Below are 24,621 nucleotides of genomic sequence, written 5' to 3'. Positions count from 1 at the left end.
AATTTCTAATGTGTTAATTTTAAATTTTATAATAGGATATTCATTTATTAAATGTAAGATCATTTAATAATTTTAACGCTTTTCTAAAACCTCATCTATTAATCCATATTCTTTAGCTTCACTAGAAATCATCCAATAATCTCTATCAGAATCTTTTTCAATTTTTTCGAAGGATTGTCCTGAATGAGAAGCTAAAATCTCATACAATTCATTCTTTAATTTTAAAATTTCTTTAAGGGTAATTTCCATATCGGATGCTTGTCCTTGAGCTCCACCTAAAGGTTGATGAATCATAATTCTTGAATGTTTCAATGCCGATCTTTTACCTGGTGCTCCTGCTGTTAATAAAACTGCTCCCATTGAAGCTGCCATTCCTGTACATATAGTAGCTACATCAGGTTTAATAATTTGCATAGTGTCATAAATTCCTAAACCAGCATAAACACCTCCTCCTGGTGAATTTACATAGATTTGAATATCCTTAGAAGAATCAGCACTTTCTAAAAACAACAACTGAGCCGTAACGATATTTGCAATGTGATCATCAATGGCAGTACCTAAAAATATGATTCTATCCATCATTAATCGAGAAAAAACATCCATTTGAGCAACATTCAATTTCCTTTCTTCCGTAATATAAGGAGTCATTGAATTAAAATATTGATCCATAGTTAAACTACTAATTCCTCTATCTTTTACCGCATATTTTTGAAATTCTTTTCCTAAATTCATGGTTATATTATATTTATATTAAAAAATGTCTAAGTTTCACTTGATCAGCATTGACCAATGTTTTTAAAGGTACGATTTAATTTTGTTTGCAATAGTTTCAAATTCGTTAACTGTTAATTTCAATTTTTTTTCAAATTGTAAATCAGAAGGTTCATTTAATGGTATTAAATGAACATGTACATGAGGAATTTCTAATCCTTGAACTACCATTCCAACACGCTCACATGAAATAGCTTTTTTTACAGCTTGGGCTATATAGTATGTATACGACATTAGTTCATCATATTCCTCTCTAGGTAGCTCAAATAATTGGTCTGTTTCTTTTTTAGGAATTACCAATACATGTCCTTGAACGACTGGAAATGCATCTAAAATAGCTATAAATTTATCATCCTCAGCTATTTTATAGCAAGGAATTTCACCAATTATAATTTTAGAGAATATACTACTCATGGGTATTATTCTAATGAAATTTCTAAAATTTCAAAATCAATTTGATTTCCATTGGGCAAAGTTATTTGGGCTGTCTCTCCCACTTCTTTACCTAAAAGACCCTTTGCTATAGGAGTATGTACTGATATTTTATTTGCTTTCAAATCAGTTTCTGTATCAGGAACCAAGGTATACTTTAGCTCTTGCCCATTAGCTTTATTTTTGATTTTCACAGAACATAATATGGCAACTTTTGAAGTATCTAACTGGGATTGATCTATAACTTTTGAATTTGAAATAATATCTTTTAGTTTAGCTATTCGCATTTCTAACATACCTTGAGCTTCTTTTGCTGCATCATATTCAGCATTTTCAGACAAATCACCTTTATCTCTTGCTTCAGCTATTTGTTGCGTAATTTTAGGTCTTTCAATTTGTTCTAATTGTTCAAGTTCTTTTCGCAATTTTTCCAAACCTTCTTTCGTTACATAACTCATGATACTTATATTTTTATTAGTTTAGTATATATAAAAAATAATCCGACTTTATATTTTCGCCGGATTATTTGAATTACAAAATTAAAGAATTTTATTATGATAAAAAAAAATATTAATCTCTTCTTATTTTATTTAATTTTTTCATTGTTTACCCATTGCACAAATGGCGATAAAACAATAAGTTGTTTCCCCTACACAAGTATAAACGTTGCATTAGATTTAGGTTTACCTAGCAACCAAAATCTTGCAAGTATTAATGGTTATGTTTACGTACAGGCTGGTCCATTGTCTGGAACGCGTGGGCTTATAGTAATTAATACATCTCAAGGCTTTGTAGCCTACGATAGAAATGCCCCTCATATTTGCCCATCAGAATCAAGCACTTTGGAGGTTGTGGACGATTTTTATATTTTATGTCCTGACGATGGTGCTCAATGGCTGTTTAACGGTCAACCTATTGGTGATAAAGCTGCTGGAAGACCTCCAAAATCTTATCCTGCACAATTAATTGGAAACATGGTATATATCAATTACAATTAATTTATTTTAAATTTGTTCGCAAGGATCATTTTTCCTTTTTAAAAAAAATTTAAAATTTATTAACTAATAAATGTTTGACAATAAAAATTTATATAAAACTCCTATTTCAGAATATGGAGAATTTGGTCTTATAGAGCATCTTACCAAGAACCTTTCACTATTTAATTCCTCAACTCTTAAAAGTATAGGAGATGACGCATGTGTTTTAGATTCAAAAAATAAAGAAGTTTTAGTTAGCTCCGATACACTTGTCGAAAATATTCATTTTAACCTTACATACACTCCTTTAAAACATTTAGGATATAAAACAGTGGTTGTAGGAATAAGTGATATCATTGCTATGAATGCCATACCAGAACAAATATTAATATCTATAGCTATATCTAATCGATTTCCTGTTGAAGCATTAGATGAAATCTATGCAGGTATTTCAACTGCATGTAATTTCTATAAAATAGATTTAGTAGGTGGAGATACAACTTCTTCAAACCTTGGTTTAGTTATAAACATCACTACTATTGGATATGCTAAAAAGGAAGATATAATTTATAGAAATGGCGCAAAACCCAATGATTTACTTGTAGTTACAGGGGATTTAGGAGGGGCATACTTTGGATTACAAGTATTAGAAAGAGAAAACGTTGCTTTTAAAGCAAACCCTAATTTACAACCAGATTTAAATGATTATACTTACTTATTAGAAAGACAGCTTAAACCTGAAGCTCGGGTTGAAATTAAAAATCTATTGGAGGAAATGCAAGTACACCCTACTTCAATGATTGATATTTCTGATGGATTAGCTTCTGAAATTCTACATCTATCGCAAAAAAGCAATGTTGGTTTTTCTATTTATGAAGATAAAATACCTATGGATAATCAAGTCATATCGACAGCCTCTGAGTTTGGAATAAATCCTGTAACGGGTGTATTGAATGGAGGGGAAGATTATGAAATACTATTTACAATACCCGTAAGTGAACACGACAAAATCAAGCATAATCCAAATTTTTCAATTATTGGCCATGCAACACAAAATAATAAAAACTTTTTAATAACTAAAGGCCAAAATGAATTTATTCCATTAAGAGCCCAAGGTTGGGAAGCCTATTTGAAAAACTAATTATTAACATTCTCACTGAAATTAAAACTTGTTAAAATAAAACATATTAGTATCTTTGCGAGATTAAAAAATAAAATTTTGGGACGGGTTCCCACTAATACATTTAATTTATGGCAGTTAAAATCAGATTACAAAGACACGGAAAGAAAGGTAAACCTGTTTATCACATTGTAGTGGCAGACTCTAGATCTAAAAGAGATGGTAAAAACATTGAAAAATTAGGTATCTATGTACCTACAACTAACCCAGCAACAATTGAGTTAAATTTAGACAAAGCGGTTGATTGGTTAGAAAAAGGTGCACAACCTTCTGACACAGCTAAAAGTATTCTTTCATTTAAAGGTGCATTATTAAAAAAACATTTAAATGGTGGAGTAAAAAAAGGTGCATTTTCTGCTGAAGATGCTGAAAAAAAATTCCAAGATTGGTTAGAACATAAAGAAAAAAGTATTCTAACTAAAAAAGAAAAATTAGTTTCATCTAAAGAACAAGCTAAAAAAGAAAAGCTTGAAGCTGAGAAAAAAATTAATGAAGCTCGTATAGCAGCACAACAAAAAGCTCTTGAAGAAGAAAACCAAGAAATAGCTAATGATGCTGAAGCTCCAGTAACTGAAGAAAATACTTCCGCAGATACTGAAGAAAATAAAAATGAAGAAACCAACGCTTAATAGCTTATGCTTTTAAAAGATTGTTACTATGTAGGCACAATCACTAAAACTCATGGTTTAAAAGGACATCTAGTTGCTAAATTAGATACTGATGAGCCAGAGGCATATGAAAATTTAGAATCGGTATTTATAAATATAAATGGAATGCCGATTCCTTTTTTTTTAGTAGAATGTCAGCTTCTTAATAAGAATTCTTTACGAATAAAATTTGAAAATACTTCTTTAAATCCACAAGAATTAATAGGCAAAGATATATATCTACCTTTAGAATTTTTACCTCAACTATCAGGAAAGCAATTTTATTACCATGAGGTAATAAATTTTAATATACTAGATCAAAATAATATTTCTGTTGGTAAAATTATTGAAATTAATGATCAATCCCCACAATCATTATTTAGTATTGAACTTTTAAATTCTAAAAATATTTACATACCTATTATAAATGATTGGATTATTGAAGTAAATAGAAAAGAACAGTATATTAAAATGAATTTGCCAGAAGGTATTCTGGATATATAAGAGTCCTTATCTATTATATAAATTTAAAACCTTATACACAAAATACTTTATAAATGGAATATTTAGATTTTGAACTTCCTATAAAAGATTTGGAAGAGCAATTGAGTAAATGTATTGCTCTAGGTAAAGAAAGTGGAATTAATATTGACTCCGCTTACAAAGAAATTGAGGAAAAAATTATAAAAACCAAACATAGCATTTACGATAAGTTAACCCCATGGCAAACTGTTCAATTATCTAGACATCCTAGCCGCCCCTACTCTTTAGATTACTGCATGTCAATCACCGATAATACTTTTATTGAATTACACGGGGATAGAAATTATGCCGATGATAAAGCTATGATAGGTGGAATAGGCAAAATAGATGGCAAAAGTTTTATGATCATCGGGCAACAAAAAGGTAAGAATACTAAAGAAAGACAATTCAGACGTTTTGGTATGCCTAATCCTGATGGTTATAGAAAAGCTTTACGTCTAATGAAAATGGCTGAAAAATTTAATATCCCAATTTTAACCTTAATTGATACTCCTGGAGCTTATCCTGGACTTGAAGCTGAAGAAAGAGGGCAAGGCGAAGCTATTGCAAATAACATACGCCAAATGTGTAGTATTGAGGTACCGATAATTTCTGTAGTTATAGGTGAAGGGGCTAGCGGAGGTGCTTTAGGCATTGGTGTCGGTAATAAAGTTTATATGATGGAATACAGTTGGTACTCTGTAATCTCTCCTGAAAGTTGTTCATCAATTTTATTTAGAAGTTGGGAATATAAAGAAGTTGCTGCAGAAAGTTTAAAACTAACCCCAAAACATTCTTACGAATTAGGGATTATTGACGGTATAATTAAAGAACCTTTAGGAGGTGCACACTATCAACCTCAAGAAGCTTTTAATTCATTGAAATCAAAAATCTTAGATGCTTATAATGAACTTGAAAAATTAAGTCCAGAAGAATTAGTTGAACATAGACAAAATAAATTTATCAATATAGGAGATTATAACGGCTAAATACAAATAATAAATAATAAATAACAAAGCACTAAAAAATTTAGTGCTTTTTTTGTATATTCATTTTTAATAGAATATCATGCTTATAAAAAATTAAAACTATAGGGATCAATTCTAAAATAAAAAGCCCTACTTTAAAATTAAAGTAGGGCTAAAACTAACTACTATGAAAATTCACTGCCTTATGAATACTTTTTAATATTCAATTTACGTGCCAATTCATAACTATAAACGGATTATTATAATATGAACTTAAATTCAATTTATAAGATTAAAATGTATGAATCAAATTACTATAGTATAATTCTTAATATATAAAAAACCCTACTTTAAAAAATTAAAGTAGGGTTAAAACTAACTACTATGAAAATTCACTGCCTTATGAATACCTGTTTATAAACAATTAATATGCCAAAATAATTCTTTATTTTATTTTTTTATTTAAAACGATATAAAATAAAAAACCCTACTTTAAAAAATTAAAGTAGGGTTAAAACTAACTACTATGAAAATTCATTGCCTTATGAATACTTGTTTATAAACAATTAATATGCCAAACTTAATAATTATATGTTTTACACATTAAAATATAAAAAATAAAAAAAACCTACCTCTAAAAAAGGTAGGGCTAAAACTAACTACTATGAAAATTCATTGCCTTATGAATACTTATTATTAACCAATTTGCATGCCAATATTTAAATATTTAAAACTATTTTTTCTCCTTCCAGAATTTATCTAAATATTTGTATCTATTATATACATACCTAGCATATATTTTGGATATAATAAACCCTTCTTTTCCATCTAAAATCCCATATTGAATGATGTAATGATGAAAAAAACGATATAATGGTTTTATATAACGATGAAAAAAATTTGCTTTTTTACCTTTTTCAAATAATTCTTTTGCTTTGAGTTGGGAATAATGATCTAATTTATCTTCATAACTCTTAACGGATGCCAATGAATAATGATCAATTTTATTTTTTAAAAATCCAGGTTCAGAATTGTAAATCATTTCTTCATGCACTAATTTTGATGCTTTGTACTTGCATTTATTTTTTTTGAATAAACGTATTACTTTATCATTTTTCCATCCACTATTTTTAATATGCTTATTCTTAAAATAAAAATTTCTATATACCCAATATGCATCTTTAGCATGTGGATCGTTAATAGTCATTAATATTTCCATCTTTAAATCAATAGGAATTCGCTCATCTAAATCAAAAAATATCACCCATTCATTTGAAACTTGATCTATTGCATAATTTTTTTGATTAGTAAAATTGTCAAATTTTCTTTGTAAAAATTTTACTTTATTGCTTTTTTCAACCAACTCTTTAGTAGAATCAGTGCTATAAGAATCAACAACAATTATTTCATCTGCAAAATCAATATCTTTCAAAAATTTATTGACATTATTTTCTTCATTATAAGTTATACAAACTGCCGAAATTTTATTTGATGAATTTAATATTAATTCTAAATTACTTTTTTGTTCAATTTTTAACGTCTCAGTTATAAATTCATGTATTTTAGGGATTACCTTATTTGTATACATTAATTTATAAAAAGGTTCTGGATTATTTAGTATTTCTTTTATAGAATATAACTTGTAAATCTCTGGAAAAAGATCTGTAAGATGAAAACTTTGATGAATTGCTAAATTTTCATAACATCCCCAATCTTTCCTAAACTTATGTGGTGAAAAAATAGAATATGTTGGTATGTTTAACGCTTTAGCTATATTAACTGAGCCTCCTTCATTTGCTATTAGGGCATCACAATTAGATAAAATTGCAGCAAATTCCCGAATATTATTTCCTAAAATTGAAGTAAATATTTTTTCTTTTTCTACTATTTTATCTAGCAAATTTTCAACCTCTTTGAATTGTTCAGGTATATAATTAAATAAAAGATTTACATCATAGGAACTTAATATTGAGTTTATTAGTTCAGCCATATAATTTAATGGCCATGATTTTTTTAAAGAACTCCCCAATACACCAATTATTAAAACAGGTTTTTTATAATCTACTCCATTTTCATACATAATTTTTTTAGAAATATCTTTTTCTTCCTGAGTTAAAAAAATTTCTGTTTGAAAATCTAAATTTCTAAATGGCCTCTTTAAAATTGAACTTAGTAATAAACATCTATTTTCAATGGATGTACATTGAATAACTTTGGGTAGACTTTCTTCTCTATGAGTTTTTGTATAAAGATATTTAAAAAATGGCTTGTCATAACTAATTTTTACTTTCGCAGTGGAAAATAAAGTCATTATCCTACTCTGTAATTTTGCATAAGGATCAATTAATATATCATATTTTTGATTTCTTATTAATTTTGAATAGGCTAATAGAACAGAAATTTTTTTTAGTTCCTCATTGTTAAAAGTTATAACTTTATCTATATAAGGATTATTTTCCAAAATACCTTTTGCTTTATCGTAGCAAAAAAAATGTATCTCAGCTTCTTTATTCTCTAACTTAATATTTTTAGCCAATACACTAGAGACTAATACATCACCAATAAATTTGTTTTGAATTATTAGGATTTTATTTTTCACCAGATGAAATTTATATAAATATACTTATTAATTATTTAGATGATCCAAAACCATAATTTAAAACATATGCCATGTAATAATTATTAATTTTTTTATAATTCGCAAAATATTTTGAACTTGATATATTATCTGTAATCCAACAAATAATATTTTTATCCATATTTAATTTAAAGGGTTCAACCCTATAGTGATTTAAAAAAGACCATAAATTTCCTTGATGAATTTTATATAATGCTTCTTTTAAGCCCCAAATAATATGTAAATAATCTTTTTGATTGTCTTTAGGAATAAAGCTGAATTCATCTTCTCTTACAAACTTTTCCTTTATGTTTTCAATTTTCTTATTTCTCTCCAATTCAATATCTACTCCAATTTGAAATGAAGAAGCTCCAACACATACCATTCCATGAGAATGAGAAATAGAAATATTATACGTTCCCTCAACGTAAGGCTTACCTTTATCAGTATACTTCACGTTATTGTCTAAACCTAGGGCCATCAAACAAGCTCTTAAACCCAAATATTCTCTTTTTCTTTTAGGGGTTAATAAATTATAGGTACTTAATCTATCTTTAGACAATTTTAGAATTCTTAGTAAATCTTCATTTGTTTCACTAACTTTCCATGTAACAATTCTTGTAAAATAATCCGGAATTATAAAGTCAACAACAGGCATTTATTAATGATAATATTTTAGTAAATATATGAATTTAATGATATACATTAATATTCATCAGTTTATATATTTTGATAATAATGTTTTAAAAAAAATCTGCAAAATAATTTTAATAATAAAAGAATATATATTACATTTGCAATCTTAAAAATTAGTATCGGCCGCGTAGCTCAATTGGATAGAGCGTCAGATTACGGCTCTGAAGGTTGGGAGTTCGACTCTTCCCGCGGTCACTAATATTTAATATTAATTCTACTTAATAGTTTAGTTTTTTTTACAAAAATTATATTAATAACTTAATAGTAGTTATCACTGGAACTATATTAGTATCTAGCCTAAAGTTCTAAATTCTATTCTACACAAATTGTATGTATTTTTCCAGCTTAGGAAATGTTAAAATTTTTTGAATGTTCATTGCGTTTAAATTGATTAAATAAATTTATAAATCTAATTTTATTAAATATCTATACTTTCTCTAACTCATATACAGAAATCTTAGTAGTAAATAACCCATAATTTAAAAATACCATCTCTCCTTCTATTTTATCAATTGTTGCAGCACTTGTACTGCCTTTAATTTTTACTTTACGCTTTTCTTTCATCCACTGTTTCACACGATCAACTGTAGTTTTTATTTCTTCTATTTTTGATGCTAGAAGTTGTTCTTTTATATCTTCCTTTTTTAGTTCTATCTTTACTTTATTTCTGTGCTTTTTAGTTTTAATTTTATCAACCTCCGAAATTTGCGAATTTTTAAATTTTTCTTGCTCTAAAAGTTTGGAAAAATCTTTAAAAATATCCCTTTTACTTTTCCCATTAGTATAGGCATCAATAAATCTTTGAGTTTTTCCTCCTAAGAAATTTAACCGAGATTCATCCTCATATAATTTCTGGAAATTTATTAATTTTTGTTTATAAAAATTTATAGTGTCTGATAATTGTTTACTTTTTTCACTTGAATGATCTATTTGTTTATTTAAACTCCCCTTCAATCTTTCAATATTATATTTCTCTTGTTGTAATCTAACAATCGTCTTGTCAAGGTCAATTTTATTAGTTTCTATTTTTTTCCTCGCCAATTGAATGATTTCTGAAGGTATATTATTTTTCTCTGCAACTTCAAAAGTAAACGAGCTCCCAACTTGACCTATTTCTAATTTATATATAGGTTTTAATGTTTTTTCATTAAATAACATAGAAGCATTCTGGGTATGTTTCAACTCTTCTACTCTTAATTTAATATTTGTATAATGGGTAGTTATAATTCCATAGGATTTTTTTTCATAAAAATATTCCAAAAAAGCTTCAGCTAGGGCACCACCTAATTCCGGATCAGATCCTGTACCGAATTCATCAATTAATAACAATGTTGAATTATCAACCTGTTTTATTATTGTATGCATTTTTTTTAAACGAGAACTATATGTACTTAATTGATTTTCAATCGATTGATTATCCCCTATATCTGTTAATATTTTATTGAAAAAACCTACTTTAGAATTAGGGTGAACTGGTACTAATATTCCACTTTGAATCATTAACTGAATTAACCCCACTGTTTTTAAAGTTATACTCTTGCCTCCTGCATTAGGACCTGAAATACAGATTATTCTAGTATCCTTGTTTATGCTTAAGGTTTGTGGGATGGTTTGTTTTTTTTCTTTTACATTATTTAATAACAATATAGGGTGATAAGCCTCTATAATCTGTATTTCTTGATCATTAGATATATGAGGTAATATCCCATGAATTGACTCTGCATACCGAGCCTTGGCTTGAACAACATCCAACTCATATATATACTTTTGATAGTTAAAAAGTAATGGATAAAACTCATAAATTTCCCGCGTTAAATCAGCTGAAATTTTTAGAATCTCATTTTTTTCTTGGTTGGATAATTCAATTAATTTTATATTCAAATTAGTCACTGATTCTGGTAAGATAAAGCAAATAGAACCAGTTTTGGAAAAACCTAAAACTCTTCCTTTTACTGATTTTTTTAAATTTGATTTTACAGCTAGAACTCTTTGATCATCAATTACACTTTCTTTAATTTCATCCAAATACCCACTTTGAGCATAATATGATAACGATTTATCAAAATTTTGTTGAATATTTCTTCTTGTGATCTGAAGTTGCTCTCTTATGTATTTTAACGAAGAAGATGCTTCATTTTTTATCTCTCCAAAACGATTAAATACATTATTAATTAATGAAATTATATTCTTGTTGTATTCTATATGAGATATCTGCTTGTGAAGAGTAGGAAAATATTCTTTAAATTTTTCAAAATGTACAATTAATGAATTAACGAGTTTGGAAAGATCTCTAATTTTTAAAAATGATTTTGATTCAAGAGTGAAATTATCAATTTGAAGCATTTTTAATTCTGTATCAATACATTCAAATTCCTTAAATGGAATGAAGTTCTCATTCATAAAACTGCTTAAATATTCATTAACACAGTTTAGTGCATCTTTAATCTTCTCCTTTTTAAGTGGATGCAGATTTATAACCTTTTCTTTTCCGTAATCAGAATAGCAATAAACTGCAATTTCTTCAAGGATTTTATAATATTCAAGTTCGTTTAAAGTATCTCTAGCAATCTGCATTTTTCAAACGTTTATTATTTATCTACAAGTTTATAATTACAAAAATAAAGTATTTAAACTTATTAATATCCACTCTACACTAAACGCAATGATCTTATTACTACATATATTGATTTTGTAAAATGAAATTCATTTAATTAACACTTTAATTCCTAATATAAAAAATTATATTAATTTATATTATATTTACATAATTATTAACATTAAATATTTTTTTTACAAAAATAAAAGGATTAATTTTATATTGTATTTCTTTGATAAGCACCAACACTTTTTCTCAGGTTGGAATTAATATAGATCAGCCTACTGCAACACTTGATGTAAATGGCGATTTAAAAGTTAGAGGTGTTATAGACCAAAATAGCCCAATTGCAAAAAATTCAAACAAACAATTTTACATCTCAAATAAAGTTTTAGTTATCAATGATAATAGTACAATACACTACGACACTAACATCATCAAAAATTCTTACGTTAAAGGTGGAAATAGTTCTAACTCAACCTCATTAATTTCTCTTGATGGTATTTCAGGTTGGAATAAAATTGCTTTTGAAAATATTGCATTTGATTATAACAATGAATATGACTTAAATAGCTATGAATTTATTGCCAAAAATAGTGGAATATATGCCGTATATATACAATACACCACCTCTAGTTTAATCTCTGCTTCAAACGTAGGTGTTGGTATTTTAAAAAGAAAAGCCAGTGAAATTACATATACTTTAGAAGCGGAAGAATCTTTTAGTAATGTTTCAGTTTTAGGGATTAGCGTTTCTCCACCTACAAGAAAAATTTTTTCCATCATTGATTTAGATAAAGGGGATGCTATAACCTTTGGCGCTTCAGGGCTGTCCTTATCTATTCAACTACTCGGAGGGACAGATACTTATTTTACCATATTTCAAATTAAATAATTATAAATTTAATTTGAAATTTTTTAAGGATTATAAGACATTATAAATTAAAGTATTTATATAAATACTATTTTATTAAACAGATAAATATATCTTGAAAAAAACCCCGTGTTAAAAAACACGGGGCCAAAACTAACTACTATGAAAAATTTACTGTCTCGTAAATTACTTTTATACTCACAAACACCATGCCGTTTTATGATTTTAACGCTTTATTTTCTAAAAATTTTATATACTATCTATTTATAAGTAATTATTAAAACTATTGAAATTCTAATTTACTAAATTAACATAAAAAATAGAGATTAAATTACTTATATAAATGTTTCCACAAATTTAATAATCTATAATTTTTTACTTAACTTCACGTTATGAATAATAATTTCTTAATATGAAAAAGCTAGTCTACATTTTTTTATTATGCAATTTTTCGTTTTTAATAGCGCAAAGCATTTCTTTAGATAAAGATGTTATAGATTATGGAGATGTAAGGTTAAATTCTGATGGTCATAAGTCATTTACAATAACTAATAAAGGAAATAAACCTTTAATTATTTCTAACGTTAAATCTTCTTGTGATTGTTCTATTGTATCATGGACAAAAACCCCTATTCTTCCTGGCAAAACAGGTCAAGTAAACATCTCTTATAATACTAAGATTAAGGGGAAATTTTTAAAATCTATTGAAATATATAGCAACGGTTTAGATAGTCCTAGAAAAGTTGTAAAGATAAAGGGAAACGTTTTATAAATATTAAATTCAAAAAAATATAGTTATGAAAAAAATAATTTTGAGCACTTTTTTTACACTTGGCGCAATAGCATTAAGTAATGCTCAACAATTAAAAATTGTTAATTACAACAATAATATTGTAGAATACGGAAATATTGAAAAAGGTTCTGAAGGAAAACGCATTATAAAAATTGAAAATACTGGAGATAAACCTCTTATTATTTCTAATATAAAGACTTCTTGTGGTTGTACTGTTCCTAGTTGGACTACAACTCCTATTGCCCCTGGTAAAAAAGGTGAAATAGTAGTTACTTATAACACAAGCATTGTAGGTAATTTTAATAAAACTATGGTTATATCTTCCAATGATGTTGAAAACCCAGTCTTAAATGTTACAGTACAGGGCAAAGTCAATTAATTTAACCTATACTTTTATAATATAATAAAAAAAAGCACTATTCAATAATAGTGTTTTTTTTAATTTGAAATATTAAATGAAAAATAATTTGTTTTTGTAGCTTTGTAAAGCTCTATAAAATATAGATTTCAAACAAATTGCATGAGAAAAATTCTGAATGTTTTTTTATTTATACTTTTTCTGTTAATTATTGCAGGATGTATTCTTCCTTACTTTTTACCTAAAAATATTGAAATTTCAGCTTCAAAGAAATTAACTAACCCTATAAGTGAAGTTTTTTTGGAATTTAATGATCTTGAAAATTTCGGTAGCTGGGGACTACTCACTGAACAGGATTCAATAAACACAAGAATTAATTATTTTTCACCTTATAAAGGTAAGGGTGCTAGCCTGACTTGGAAAAATAAAAAAAATTATGAAATTGGAAATGGAGAATTTAAAATCTTAGAGAGCATAATAAATAAGAAAATAAAAGCACAGATTATTTTTGTTAATTATGGCATATTATGCTCTGAAGATATTTATTTTAAATCTTTAAAAGAGGGAACTTATATAAAAGTATCATTAAAAACGCAAGATTTTTCATATTTTAAACGAATTTTTGCTTATTTAAATGCTGAAAATTTACAAGAAATTTTAGATGAATCCTTAAATAGATTAGAACTAAAATTAAATAAGAAAAATATTCCACAACAACTAAAACTCGGAGAATCTGATTTTATTGACAAAAAGAATGTACAATTATTAGTTGTAAAAAATGAAACTACTACTGATTCTGAAGAAATTTCTAAAAATTTACATAAATCTTTTCATACAGTAAATCAGTATATGGTTGATAGCTTAAATTACAGCCTTTTAGATATAAAAAATCCTATAGTTTATTATACCAATTTTGATACTATAAATAAATCTGCCACCTATTATGCAGGATATCCTGTAAATAATTTGGATATAATTCCAAATGATAATATTAAACTTATTTCGATCCCAAGTGGCAAGGCAATATTTACACCTATTAAAACTACTAATCTCAATTTATTAAATTCAAAATATACTTTAGATAGCTACGCTAAAGAAAATGGCATTAAACTAAAAAATCAATTTTGGCAGGAATTTAATGATTTCCCTACTTCCAATGATGATGAAATTAGAGGTAATGCCTTTTATTTAATAATTGAATAAATATTAACATTCATAAAAACAATTTCATGAAGAGAGCTCTAATTAGCGTATCGGATAAAACAAATCTAAAAGATTTTGCGCTATTTTTAATTTCCAACAATTACGAAATTATTTCAACCGGCGGAACCTTTAATTATTTAAAAAACAATAATATTCAAGTAACAGATATTAATAAGGTAACGAATTTTCCAGAAATGCTAGACGGTAGAGTTAAAACTTTACATCCAAATATCCATGGAGGATTACTTGCTCTTCGTGATAACGATGAGCATCTTGAAACAATTAAGGAGTATAATATAAAACCGATTGATTTAGTTGTAGTTAATTTATATCCATTTTTTGATAAATTAAATACTGGATTAGCAGAAAATGAGATGATAGAATTTATTGACATTGGAGGTCCTTCTATGTTACGTTCAGCAGCAAAAAACTTTAAATTTGTTACAGTTATATCTGAAATTAATGACTATAAACTTGTTGAAGAAGAAATATCTTCCAATGGTGAAACATCCTTAAAAACTAGAAAATTATTGGCAGGAAAAGTATTCAATCTAACATCTGCTTATGACGCTGCAATATCAAGCTATATTCTTCAAGATAGTTATCCTGAATATTTAAATTTATCTTATAAAAAAATTCATGATTTAAGATATGGTGAAAACCCTCATCAAAAAGCTGCACTGTATGTAGACATGACAAAAGAGGGATCTATGAAAAATTTTGAACAAATTCAAGGCAAAGAGCTTTCATTTAATAACTTTAGAGATATGGATATGGCTTATAAAGTTGTTAATGAATTTTCTGAAATTGCCTGTTGTGCAGTAAAACATTCTACACCATGCGGGGTAGCCCTTGCAGATTCAGTTAAAAATGCATACCAAAAAGCATACGATTGTGATCCTGTCTCCATTTTCGGAGGTATTGTTGCGTTTAATAGAGAGGTTGATGCTGAGACTGCGGAAGCTATACTCCCTTTATTTTTAGAAATTGTTATCGCCCCTTCTTTTACTGAGGATGCCTTGAAAATTTTTTCTAATAAAAAGAATTTAAGAATTATAAAGGTTAATCATCCATTAGTTGATGAAGTAGAATATATTAAAGTTGATGGTGGATTATTAGTTCAAGACACTGACAGGGAGAATGCAACCAATTTTGAAAATGTTACAAATGCTTCTCCAAGTGATGAGCAAATGGAAGACTTAATTTTTGCACAAAAGATTGCTAAACATGCAAAATCTAATGCAATTGTTGTTGCTGCTAATAAACAAGCCGTTGGTATAGGTTCTGGTCAAACAAATAGAATATGGGCTGCAGAGCAAGCAATCCAAAGAGCTATCGAGAAAAATAAAGAAAATCTTGTATTAGCCTCTGATGCTTTTTTTCCATTTAAAGATGTAGTTGATGTTGCTGCAAAAAATGGGATTAAAGCAATTATACAGCCTGGCGGATCAATTCGTGACAAGGAAAGTATTGAAGCATGTAATGAATACAATATTCCTATGATATTCACAAGTCTAAGACATTTTAAACATTAAATTAAAAAAACCTGCTTTTAGCAGGTTTTTTTTTAGAAATATTTATTAAAGTTATATATTAAATATTTTACTTATATACTAAAGTAAATTAATAATTTCTTCTAAAGTTATTTCTAGGTCTGTCATCTTTTGGTCTTGCTTCAGCAACGTTAATCACTTTACCGTCAATCTCTCTTTGATTTAATTCTTCAATAGCTGTATTTGCCTCATCATCTGACATTTCAACAAAACCAAATCCTCTTGATCTACCTGTTTCTCTGTCATTTATGATTTTAGCAGATTGTACATCTCCATATTCAGAAAATAAGTCATGTAAATCATCGCTGGTCAACCTATAATTAAGGTTGGAAATAAAAATGTTCATATAAAAATTTTAAAAATTGATAAAAATTGTGACCGTCTTAACTTAGAATTAATAATAAGTTTCAAAAATCTCAATGCGCTAATTTACATATTTTTATTTTATAATAAGCAAATAATTTTAGAAAATTTAAAATTGAATTATTGGTATTGTTTTTAATTTCCTATAATTTACTTAAGGGGATTTATAAGAATTACAATTTTTTATAATAATTATATTTACATTAAGTGAATTTATCTAAAACCAATTATTAATCTTGCAATTAACAAACCTAACAAACAACCTATAAAATCAGCTAGTATATCAAAATACTCAAACGTCCTCCCTAGTTTCATGAATTCTTGTAGAATTTCAATTAGGATTCCATACAATGAAAACAGTATTAAAAAAATTATAGGTTTTTTATGCAGATATGCAAACCTTCCTAATATAAATAAGATAAAAAAAACTGTGGTATGTATAACCTTATCATTATAGAATGTAGAAATTATTTTTATAGATATATTATCTATCTGAGAATTTCCTCTTAACAATAACCATGTTAATAATAGAAAATATGAATATAATACTATTCTTAAAAAGGCTTGATTTCTATGCAACCAAACTCTTATATTCTTCAGCATTTAATAACCCTTCTGTTGATGATAACTTTGTTAACTCTACTTTAATGATCCATCCTTTTCCGTAAGAGTCTGAATTGACTAATTCTGGAGAATTTTCGATCTCATTATTAATTTCTAAAATTTTACCTTCTATGGGCATAAATAAATCCGAAACGGTCTTTACCGCTTCAACTGTACCGTAAACATCTCCTGGATTTAAAACTTTTCCTACCGTATCAATATCTACATAAACGATATCCCCTAACTGATTCTGCGCATAGTCTGTAATCCCAATATAGGCGATATTATCATCAATTCTAATCCACTGGTGCTGATCGGTAAACCATAAATCCTTCAAGTTATTCATTTTTTCTTATTTTTAGATGATTTACAAATATAGTTAATTTCCAAATGTAAAGGTCGCACTCAATCCAGCCCTTATGGTTGAAAGTGGGTAAGCAGTAGATATCTTATATTTAGTAATCATTTGTTCATAGAAGAATTTTAAATTAAAGTTTTTAGTAAAGTTATAATCCGTCGAAAATTTAATTGATACTAAATTTTGACCTCCAGTAATTTGTGAATCTTCATCTAAAATACGTCTTACCACTGTTTTGTTATCTCTTAAAGAAATATCTCCTCTTATATTTAAATCTCCAACAATAGATTTAGTATTTCCTCTATAACGCATATTTAGTTTTAGGTTCTTAACTATGTATCCTAAACCAAATACAACTTCATTTCCGTAGTCTTCTTGTAAGGTATAGTTGGTTAAACCTAATGAGAAAATTCTATCCTTATTGTAAGATAATCTTATCTGTATGTTGTTTCTCATAGTAACGTCAAATCCTATTAAAGGACTAAAGCCTTCAGACATGACTACTGTACCATAATTATAGTAATTGTATAAATTTGACATATTTGTTCCGGCTGACATCGATTGATTGGCGTAATAGTCTGGATTGGTTTCTACTCCGTTAATCGTATAGTTTGAAATATAAGAATGATTAATTCTAAATTCTTGGAACCAATAATTTATAAACGGAATATTTTTTAATCCTCCATAAGACAATGCCCAGTTGGGAACCGGTATTCCTCTTTTATATCCTAAGCCTTGTTGATTTGGATTTTTACCGGTAAAAGCAGATACAAAGGATGGCATTAATACCGCTGAATTAGAGAGTCCATAACCGTCAATATAACCATCATTATTTGAATCTATCATTGGTCTACCTTGAGAGGCAGCTACTCTTCCAGATATAATTTTTGAGTTTTCAATCATCTTATTATATACGTAGTCGGATGATTTAAATGCGGTTGATATTGAAATTACGGTGGAGCTAAACATAGCTGATTGTGATTCGTAAGTATTTAATCTTTGCCCCGTAATTGGATCTACTAAATTATACCCAGATTGGGATAGAGTCTTTTGATGATTTCTCATGATATTTAAATCAATCTGTAAACGATTGATGGGCTCCAATTGCAGATTAGCGGTAATCTGAGAATTTTCGGTTCTAACATATGGGTTTGTCATATATTCATTGAGAGAAACCCATCCCTCTGTTACTGCTTTATTTCTTAAATCAAATTGAGAACCGAATAAAAACCCAAAAGTAGGTCCATTCGTAGATCCGGCATAGCTACCTACTCCAAAGAAATTAGGCGAAGATAATAATCCAGGTAAAATAGTTCCCCTATTTTCATTCACTTGAACTTGGCCTCTTTTAAATCCACCAGCTATCATCCACAAATAATCGGTAGGTTTATATTTATTTTTTAATTTATAAGACCTAAAAGGCTTTGGTTTCTTTAATGAAAAGTTAGTTGTATAAACGTTATTTAGGGAGTCAATTTCTGATTGTCTTTTTCTTTTTCTTTCCTCAAAGGATTTATATGCCGGGAAGTAATTATAAAATTTGTTAAAATCTACACTTCCCATAATATTTATGGTTTGTGCATTTTGTGCAGTATTTCCTAAACTTCTTTTTCTTGGATCTGTATTATTTAGGTCATATTCAAGATAAGCAGTAGAACCAGTCTGCCAATCGTATTGACCTGTATACCCCACTTCTAAAGATGTAAAATCCATATAAGGAAGTAAATGAATGGGAACTTTATAATTTACTTGTAACTTTTGATTGTAATTGATGGGTCTGCCTGAATTTAATATATTGTTCCAAATCATGTTCTGATCGGGCATTCCTCCTCCCATTTCATCTAAAATTGTTCGTGTGGCTGATGAATAATCAATTTTTAAGGATTTAGTTAAATTGAAACCTATATTGTATTGCCAGCCAAAAAGAAAATTATTAGCAAAACTTGGCTGATAATTGTTGGAACTTCCATTTAAATAGGCGTTTATATCTCGATATTGGAATTCATTATAGGTTCTGGCTATATCTGTTCTGAAGGAAACTCTAACAGGAATAGGGTTGAAATTGGTCTCTTTTAGTAATTTTAAATATTTTGCAAACCTGCTTGTGTCTTGTACTATTGCTAATTTTTTAAATGGTTGGTAATATTTTCCTTTAGGTGTGAAATTATAGTTCAATGATGCTTGTAAATCTTTATTTATGTAATAAGAAGTATAAATGTCTCTTCTATAATCTACAGAATAGGAAAATGAAAGTGCGAAATTTTCAATATCATAGAACTTTGATTTGGATCTGTTTACTTTTTCTTTTCTTAAATTAGTTACAGATACATTTCTTTGAGTTGAGTAAGTACCTACAATTTTTTTAAGTTCATTTTTGCGAGGATCATTTTTTAATTCTACATCGTTATCCAAAGGATTGTATTTAGGTTCAATATAGGTTTCTGCTATACTAACACTTACCGGTATTTTTAACCCCCATTTTTCTGGTAACATTTTATCTACATTCACAGAAGCATTCACCATGTATTGCTTAGTTTCGTCTTGGCTTCTTTCACTGGGTTTACTATCCAGTGCTCCAAATCCTACAGATTGGTAAGTTCCAGTAGCAGAAACTTGTGCAAAATCTGCCAGATTGAACATTAAACTAGCATTGGCTGCATACCCTCCTTCATTGTCAATATCTGTCAACCGTAGCTCATTCAACCATAAAATAACATTCTTACTACCTCCAGAGGTGCTTCTTACCCCCATCATAATAGAGGATATTTGACCTACAGAAGGTCTACCTTTCACATAAATAATTTTATTATCTTCTCCTGTAATGGTACTTCTGTATCTTATATTACTATTGTAAGGATATAATTTATCTTTCTCACTTTTTGCCGCTACTAAATCACTTAAAGCTAGCTCTATGGTATTCTCTATTGGCCAAATTTCCAACGGATTGGCACTTGATGAGGCTGGCGTATATTTAAGAGAAATTTCATATTCATAGTAGTTGTCAGACAAATCACTTCCAAGTCTTATAAAGAACTTGGTGTCTTTGTCGTAGATGTTACTTGAAGTATTTAACATATCTTCGGCATGAACATACATTTTTAACATTTTATAACGTCTCATGTCTAATGAAACATTCTTATAAATTCCTCTTGGTTCAGATTCTTGTAAATTTTTAACTTGTAATTTTAAAGATGCTTCATTTTGCATTTGAGTTCCTGTTATACTACCAAGTACTTCTCTATTCACACCAGGAGGCATCACATAAGGTGGTCTGGCTGTTGAATTTTCTTCAAGATTAACGGAACTTATAATTACATTATCAATTGGTGCTGCGGAAATAGTTCCTTCTTGATTTACCTCTCCCGAAGCTCCACTAAGATCTGAGATATCTCTGTCGTATAACCTCCAATCACTTCTAACCAAATCCAAAGTTGCAAAACGTAGGGTTGCAGTATTTGTAAACCCTTTCATCATCATTCTTATGTAACGTACATTGTTTAAAATTTCTTCCCTACCGGTAGAACCAAAATCTGAAACTGGAATTCGAACTAAATACCATGTATTAACTCCTTTTTTTCCGTTAGGTAAAGTTGATTCCCAAACTTTTTTATCTGCAATGTATTTATTGTTTGGATCCCTTAAATCAGAATTGGTCAAACTTAGTTTATATTGGTTATAGTCTTCTGTTTCATCTAAATTAAAATCCCTATTCAAGTCTTCAGAATCTGGAATAGCCGTTGCTGCGTCTACTGAATTTGAGGGTGAATTATTTTCTAAATTTCTATAATATCTATAACGTTCAATAATCGATTTACCATCAGCGGCTGAATCCCAATTACTATCCAAATAAAATACAAAATCATCTGCGGCTGGGTCTAATAAATTTGTTATTGGATTGATATAATTGGCATAATCTCCGATATCAACTCCAATACTTTCATAAAATGCAGCTTCTTCACTACTCATCAAACCATCATACCCTACATCCTGTCTCCTTCTGGCTTCTCCTTCTGTGTCAAAAGTATAAAGTAGGGGATAATTTTTGGGCTGTCTTCCAAGTTTAGAATAAGTTAACTGACTTTCATCCTCTACAATACCATTTTCGTAAAACATGTATCCATCTTTCAATACATCCTCAGATACATTTCCTAAATGTATCAATAATTCTGGATGGTCACCCAATGGATTTGATTCTGGAAACTTGCTATCTGCATAAGGGTCCATCATCCAAAATTCAAGGTATTCTATATTCGACTCTATAAAGTTGGTTACGGTTATAGGTCTCATTAATCCCCCCCATCTAGTTTCATAATTGGTAAAAGCTCCCAATTCGGAAGGATTATAATTATAAGGTCCTCTTTGTTGTGGATAAAAGGAAATATCAAATGTATTTAAGTAGGTTTCATTTCCTGCAATATAATCTCTATTTGTAAATATCTCCCTGTAACTTACTCTTCTTTGTAGGTGTAGTGAGAGTGCATCGGTATTAATACCTTTGGGTTGTCCTCCTCCTACTCCATAAAATCTAGGATCAATATTATACCAACTTGTTAAAGCTCTTCCATCTCCATTTCTAATATCATTCATCAAGGCAGGGCTAAATTCTCCATACAATTCTGGCTTACTAGCTATACCCCAGTAAGCGGGATCTTTTAAACTTATCTTTGACGAGGTAGTTTCAAAATCATCTATGTAAGATTGATCTCCTATGGTTGAATTTTCTCCCGGTAGTAATGCTGCCCCTTCCACTTTTAAACTTAAATTTGATTTGGCTTCTGTTTTAACACCCGGAAATAAATTTGCCAATTTGGTTAGAAAAGGCATTTCCTTATTAAACATTAAATTTAAACCAACCATGGAATTGTTCACTGGCTCTGAACCATATTGCACTTTAGATGTTAATGGTCTCTCCTTATAATTTAGGTAGGTTGCACCTACCAATAATTCTTCACTGAATTTATGCTCTACATTCAACCCCATAAACCTTTTTTTCTGAAGATTAAAGGCATATTGATTTTCAAGGCTTATATTAATCGGGACTCCAGAATTTTTATAAGTTTCATTAATAATAGTTACAGTACCCATCTGATAATCCACCACATAATCTGCTCCTTCAGCCAATGTTTGACCGTTAGCGGTTACGGTCACAGAGCCTCTTGGAACATTAAAGGCACCTAAGGAAATTCCGCTTCCAATAGTTCCTTTAAACTGTCCTTCAATGGTATATCGGTTTGCTAATGGATTTGCTGTTACAACTGCACTGTTTTTTAAATTTGAATATAATTCTTTAAAAACGTATTGAGAAGCGACAGATTTACTTTGCAAATAATTCCCAAAGGGTTCAATCTTTGTAAAAATTAGCTTGCCTTTTTCTGAATTAATGGTTATTCCTTCAACATAATCAAAAATTCCATCCCCTATACCATTGGGTGTTAAATCGTTATTTTGATTTAATCGATCCCAATTTAATAAATGTATAAGGGTTTGGTTTTGAACCTTAGGATCTGGTATATAATTAATTTTTCCTTGTGATGGATCTTTAAAATGGACATTTAGTCTAAAATCTTCCGGAGTAATTTGATTTGCCTCCAAAGAATAAATATTTTTCATCATCAAATCCCACATGGGAGACTGGGTAGAAACTACTTGATTCGGTTTTAATAATTTAACCACTAATACGCCGGACTGTTCTGTTGAAAATTCTCCAACCTTATAAATTTTACCCGGTGTCCTAGAGTCTGTATATTGAAATGCTACTGCTAAAAGTTGATCGTTATTCAGTTTTTGATTTAATGATATATATCCTAACTGTTTATCGTAGGTAAATTCTGATTCTGCTAATTTTTTTACTCTACGGTTAGTTACAAAATTTTCTCCGCTAGCATAATTGACTAAATTTCCTTGATAGTCTGGAAGAGCTACTCCATTTACAGCATTGTAAACGGTGGATACATCTCTAATAGAATTACCAAGTGCTGTTATGGAAGTATAAACGCCTTGATTGGAGTTATCTGGCATTTCCATTAGAGAATTCGATTCTCCCAAATCCCTAAGTGCTAATATAGGATGTTGTTCTTGAAGATTAGAATTTCCTAAATCTATTCTCCAAACTTCCATTCTGGTAATATCTATAGTAGAACCTATTACTGGATAATTCTCTAAAGATTTATCGTATTGGTTTCTAAAGTAATGGGTTAAAAAGTAATGTTGATTTTCTTCATAATCCAAAACTTTAATATTAAATGTATTAATAATACCTCCGCCTTGTACAGTAATATTTCTAGCTTCCGATTGCTGTTCTGAAAAAACCGTGGTCAATGATGTGTTACCAAATTGAAATTCACCTTTAACCCCGAAAAGGGATTGAGCACCTGTAATTAAACTTGTGCTTAAGGGCATACTTACATTTCCAAATTCAATATTTCTAACAATATTATCCTCTCCTCCATTGATTCCTCCTGGTTTCCAAGCCAAATTTATTCTATTTTCAAAATCAAACCCTGCTTGTGTATCGTAATTAACTCCTAGGTGAACATTATTCCCTACACTTCCCTGTAAACTTAATTGTATTCTTTGTTTAATGTCAATCGTGAAATTCTGTCTATTTTGAGGTAATAATTGTGGGTTGTCAATTTTTTGGTATAAAATCCCCAAATCAAAAGACGCATATCCAGAAGGTCTTAATTCAATTTTATTACCGCCAAAAATTTTTTCAAATAATTTAGATCTTACTGTTAATTGTGGAATAAAAGATTTATTTTCAGATTTTCTATTTTCTTTTTGTGCTCTACCAATTTCATCTTGTTGTCGGGTACGATCTTTATAATAATCGTCTAATTTTTTTTGAATGACATACTGAGTATATTCATCTGACGTCATAGTTATAGGCGTACCCACAACTACACCACCTACTTTAGGGTACAGTATATATCCCCCCGTTTTATAATCGTAATAAGCTTCATAATTAATAGGATCTTCAAGTTTCAAGCTTTGATCTTGATCGGAGATTGATTTGTCATTATTTTCTTGCGACCAAAGGAAATTTATTCCTAAGGAAAGAAAAATAAAAAAAAATAGGCAATAATGAATTTTCTTCAAAGTATTCTCTGT

The 24,621-nt window shown here is 28.8% G+C and carries 20 protein-coding genes and 1 tRNA gene; 11 read left to right on the top strand and 10 right to left on the bottom strand.

What is annotated here, in order from left to right:
• Positions 1-72 precede the first annotated feature (72 nt).
• From clpP to greA, 3 genes are all read right to left on the bottom strand, one after another.
• Positions 73-732, bottom strand: a complete 660-nt coding sequence (gene clpP / locus ETU10_RS07885; protein ID WP_146262688.1) for an ATP-dependent Clp endopeptidase proteolytic subunit ClpP — start codon at positions 730-732, stop codon at positions 73-75.
• Between the two features lie 63 nt (positions 733-795).
• On the bottom strand, positions 796-1,185 hold the full coding sequence (locus tag ETU10_RS07880; RefSeq protein ID WP_146311246.1) for an HIT family protein: 390 nt from the start codon (positions 1,183-1,185) through the stop codon (positions 796-798).
• Positions 1,186-1,190: 5 nt separating this feature from the next.
• On the bottom strand, positions 1,191-1,661 hold the full coding sequence (greA, locus tag ETU10_RS07875) for a transcription elongation factor GreA (protein WP_146311244.1): 471 nt from the start codon (positions 1,659-1,661) through the stop codon (positions 1,191-1,193).
• Positions 1,662-1,805: 144 nt separating this feature from the next.
• Here greA and ETU10_RS07870 point away from each other — a divergent pair, with 144 nt between their 5' ends.
• The 5 genes from ETU10_RS07870 to ETU10_RS07850 all read left to right on the top strand — a co-directional run bounded on the left by ETU10_RS07870 (position 1,806) and on the right by ETU10_RS07850 (position 5,518).
• Positions 1,806-2,201 carry a hypothetical protein gene (locus ETU10_RS07870; protein ID WP_246118445.1) on the top strand — a complete coding sequence of 132 codons (396 nt, stop codon included), beginning with the start codon at positions 1,806-1,808 and terminating at the stop codon, positions 2,199-2,201.
• 70 nt (positions 2,202-2,271) lie between these two features.
• Complete coding sequence (gene thiL / locus ETU10_RS07865; RefSeq protein ID WP_146311240.1) at positions 2,272-3,321, top strand: thiamine-phosphate kinase; 1,050 nt, start codon at positions 2,272-2,274, stop codon at positions 3,319-3,321.
• A 110-nt stretch (positions 3,322-3,431) separates the two neighbouring features.
• Positions 3,432-3,989, top strand: a complete 558-nt coding sequence (locus ETU10_RS07860) for a 30S ribosomal protein S16 (RefSeq protein WP_146311238.1) — start codon at positions 3,432-3,434, stop codon at positions 3,987-3,989.
• 6 nt (positions 3,990-3,995) lie between these two features.
• Positions 3,996-4,511 carry a ribosome maturation factor RimM gene (gene rimM / locus ETU10_RS07855; RefSeq protein WP_146311236.1) on the top strand — a complete coding sequence of 172 codons (516 nt, stop codon included), beginning with the start codon at positions 3,996-3,998 and terminating at the stop codon, positions 4,509-4,511.
• A 53-nt stretch (positions 4,512-4,564) separates the two neighbouring features.
• Complete coding sequence (locus ETU10_RS07850) at positions 4,565-5,518, top strand: acetyl-CoA carboxylase carboxyltransferase subunit alpha (RefSeq protein WP_146311234.1); 954 nt, start codon at positions 4,565-4,567, stop codon at positions 5,516-5,518.
• 712 nt (positions 5,519-6,230) lie between these two features.
• Here ETU10_RS07850 and ETU10_RS07845 read toward each other — a convergent pair.
• On the bottom strand, positions 6,231-8,096 hold the full coding sequence (locus ETU10_RS07845; protein ID WP_146311232.1) for a glycosyltransferase family 9 protein: 1,866 nt from the start codon (positions 8,094-8,096) through the stop codon (positions 6,231-6,233).
• Positions 8,097-8,127: 31 nt separating this feature from the next.
• The gene (locus ETU10_RS07840) at positions 8,128-8,772 is read right to left on the bottom strand and encodes a 4'-phosphopantetheinyl transferase family protein (RefSeq protein ID WP_146262679.1); all 645 of its coding nucleotides are present in this window, start codon (positions 8,770-8,772) and stop codon (positions 8,128-8,130) included.
• Between the two features lie 159 nt (positions 8,773-8,931).
• Between ETU10_RS07840 and ETU10_RS07835 the strand changes: the two genes are divergently transcribed.
• Positions 8,932-9,005, top strand: a tRNA-Arg gene (locus ETU10_RS07835).
• Between the two features lie 231 nt (positions 9,006-9,236).
• Here the strand turns inward: ETU10_RS07835 and ETU10_RS07830 are convergent.
• Positions 9,237-11,384 carry an endonuclease MutS2 gene (locus ETU10_RS07830; RefSeq protein ID WP_146311230.1) on the bottom strand — a complete coding sequence of 716 codons (2,148 nt, stop codon included), beginning with the start codon at positions 11,382-11,384 and terminating at the stop codon, positions 9,237-9,239.
• A 254-nt stretch (positions 11,385-11,638) separates the two neighbouring features.
• Between ETU10_RS07830 and ETU10_RS07825 the strand changes: the two genes are divergently transcribed.
• The 5 genes from ETU10_RS07825 to purH all read left to right on the top strand — a co-directional run bounded on the left by ETU10_RS07825 (position 11,639) and on the right by purH (position 16,169).
• Complete coding sequence (locus ETU10_RS07825) at positions 11,639-12,301, top strand: hypothetical protein (RefSeq protein WP_146311228.1); 663 nt, start codon at positions 11,639-11,641, stop codon at positions 12,299-12,301.
• 391 nt (positions 12,302-12,692) lie between these two features.
• The gene (locus tag ETU10_RS07820; protein ID WP_146262677.1) at positions 12,693-13,052 is read left to right on the top strand and encodes a DUF1573 domain-containing protein; all 360 of its coding nucleotides are present in this window, start codon (positions 12,693-12,695) and stop codon (positions 13,050-13,052) included.
• 25 nt (positions 13,053-13,077) lie between these two features.
• Positions 13,078-13,452 carry a DUF1573 domain-containing protein gene (locus tag ETU10_RS07815; RefSeq protein WP_146311226.1) on the top strand — a complete coding sequence of 125 codons (375 nt, stop codon included), beginning with the start codon at positions 13,078-13,080 and terminating at the stop codon, positions 13,450-13,452.
• A gap of 141 nt (positions 13,453-13,593) precedes the next feature.
• The gene (locus ETU10_RS07810) at positions 13,594-14,634 is read left to right on the top strand and encodes an SRPBCC family protein (protein ID WP_146311223.1); all 1,041 of its coding nucleotides are present in this window, start codon (positions 13,594-13,596) and stop codon (positions 14,632-14,634) included.
• 26 nt (positions 14,635-14,660) lie between these two features.
• The gene (gene purH, locus ETU10_RS07805) at positions 14,661-16,169 is read left to right on the top strand and encodes a bifunctional phosphoribosylaminoimidazolecarboxamide formyltransferase/IMP cyclohydrolase (RefSeq protein ID WP_146311221.1); all 1,509 of its coding nucleotides are present in this window, start codon (positions 14,661-14,663) and stop codon (positions 16,167-16,169) included.
• Positions 16,170-16,257: 88 nt separating this feature from the next.
• Here the strand turns inward: purH and ETU10_RS07800 are convergent, their stop codons facing one another.
• The 4 genes from ETU10_RS07800 to sov all read right to left on the bottom strand — a co-directional run bounded on the left by ETU10_RS07800 (position 16,258) and on the right by sov (position 24,609).
• Entirely contained in the window at positions 16,258-16,533 is a 276-nt protein-coding gene (locus ETU10_RS07800) for an RNA recognition motif domain-containing protein (RefSeq protein ID WP_146262673.1), read from the bottom strand.
• A gap of 230 nt (positions 16,534-16,763) precedes the next feature.
• Positions 16,764-17,153, bottom strand: a complete 390-nt coding sequence (locus tag ETU10_RS07795; protein ID WP_146292930.1) for a VanZ family protein — start codon at positions 17,151-17,153, stop codon at positions 16,764-16,766.
• Positions 17,122-17,499, bottom strand: a complete 378-nt coding sequence (gene gcvH / locus ETU10_RS07790; protein ID WP_146311219.1) for a glycine cleavage system protein GcvH — start codon at positions 17,497-17,499, stop codon at positions 17,122-17,124. The genes ETU10_RS07795 and gcvH overlap by 32 nt, the downstream gene beginning before the upstream one ends.
• Positions 17,500-17,532: 33 nt before the next feature.
• Positions 17,533-24,609 (bottom strand): T9SS outer membrane translocon Sov/SprA, encoded by a 7,077-nt coding sequence (gene sov / locus ETU10_RS07785; protein WP_246118444.1) that lies wholly within the window; start codon positions 24,607-24,609, stop codon positions 17,533-17,535.
• Positions 24,610-24,621 lie beyond the last annotated feature (12 nt).

The organism is Apibacter muscae, assembly GCF_007845595.1.
Taxonomy (GTDB): Bacteria; Bacteroidota; Bacteroidia; order Flavobacteriales; family Weeksellaceae; genus Apibacter; species Apibacter muscae.
Note: the sequence above shows the minus strand (reverse complement) of the source record. Positions and strands in the feature narration are given on the sequence as shown.

What these genes read in the sequence shown, in the direction of transcription:
- clpP (WP_146262688.1), bottom strand. Translation starts at nt 732, where the DNA reads ATGAATTTAGGAAAAGAATTTCAAAAATATGCGGTAAAAGATAGAGGA.
- ETU10_RS07880 (WP_146311246.1), bottom strand. Translation starts at nt 1,185, where the DNA reads ATGAGTAGTATATTCTCTAAAATTATAATTGGTGAAATTCCTTGCTAT.
- greA (WP_146311244.1), bottom strand. Translation starts at nt 1,661, where the DNA reads ATGAGTTATGTAACGAAAGAAGGTTTGGAAAAATTGCGAAAAGAACTT.
- thiL (WP_146311240.1), top strand. Translation starts at nt 2,272, where the DNA reads ATGTTTGACAATAAAAATTTATATAAAACTCCTATTTCAGAATATGGA.
- ETU10_RS07860 (WP_146311238.1), top strand. Translation starts at nt 3,432, where the DNA reads ATGGCAGTTAAAATCAGATTACAAAGACACGGAAAGAAAGGTAAACCT.
- rimM (WP_146311236.1), top strand. Translation starts at nt 3,996, where the DNA reads ATGCTTTTAAAAGATTGTTACTATGTAGGCACAATCACTAAAACTCAT.
- ETU10_RS07850 (WP_146311234.1), top strand. Translation starts at nt 4,565, where the DNA reads ATGGAATATTTAGATTTTGAACTTCCTATAAAAGATTTGGAAGAGCAA.
- ETU10_RS07840 (WP_146262679.1), bottom strand. Translation starts at nt 8,772, where the DNA reads ATGCCTGTTGTTGACTTTATAATTCCGGATTATTTTACAAGAATTGTT.
- ETU10_RS07830 (WP_146311230.1), bottom strand. Translation starts at nt 11,384, where the DNA reads ATGCAGATTGCTAGAGATACTTTAAACGAACTTGAATATTATAAAATC.
- ETU10_RS07820 (WP_146262677.1), top strand. Translation starts at nt 12,693, where the DNA reads ATGAAAAAGCTAGTCTACATTTTTTTATTATGCAATTTTTCGTTTTTA.
- ETU10_RS07815 (WP_146311226.1), top strand. Translation starts at nt 13,078, where the DNA reads ATGAAAAAAATAATTTTGAGCACTTTTTTTACACTTGGCGCAATAGCA.
- ETU10_RS07810 (WP_146311223.1), top strand. Translation starts at nt 13,594, where the DNA reads ATGAGAAAAATTCTGAATGTTTTTTTATTTATACTTTTTCTGTTAATT.
- purH (WP_146311221.1), top strand. Translation starts at nt 14,661, where the DNA reads ATGAAGAGAGCTCTAATTAGCGTATCGGATAAAACAAATCTAAAAGAT.
- ETU10_RS07800 (WP_146262673.1), bottom strand. Translation starts at nt 16,533, where the DNA reads ATGAACATTTTTATTTCCAACCTTAATTATAGGTTGACCAGCGATGAT.
- ETU10_RS07795 (WP_146292930.1), bottom strand. Translation starts at nt 17,153, where the DNA reads ATGCTGAAGAATATAAGAGTTTGGTTGCATAGAAATCAAGCCTTTTTA.
- gcvH (WP_146311219.1), bottom strand. Translation starts at nt 17,499, where the DNA reads ATGAATAACTTGAAGGATTTATGGTTTACCGATCAGCACCAGTGGATT.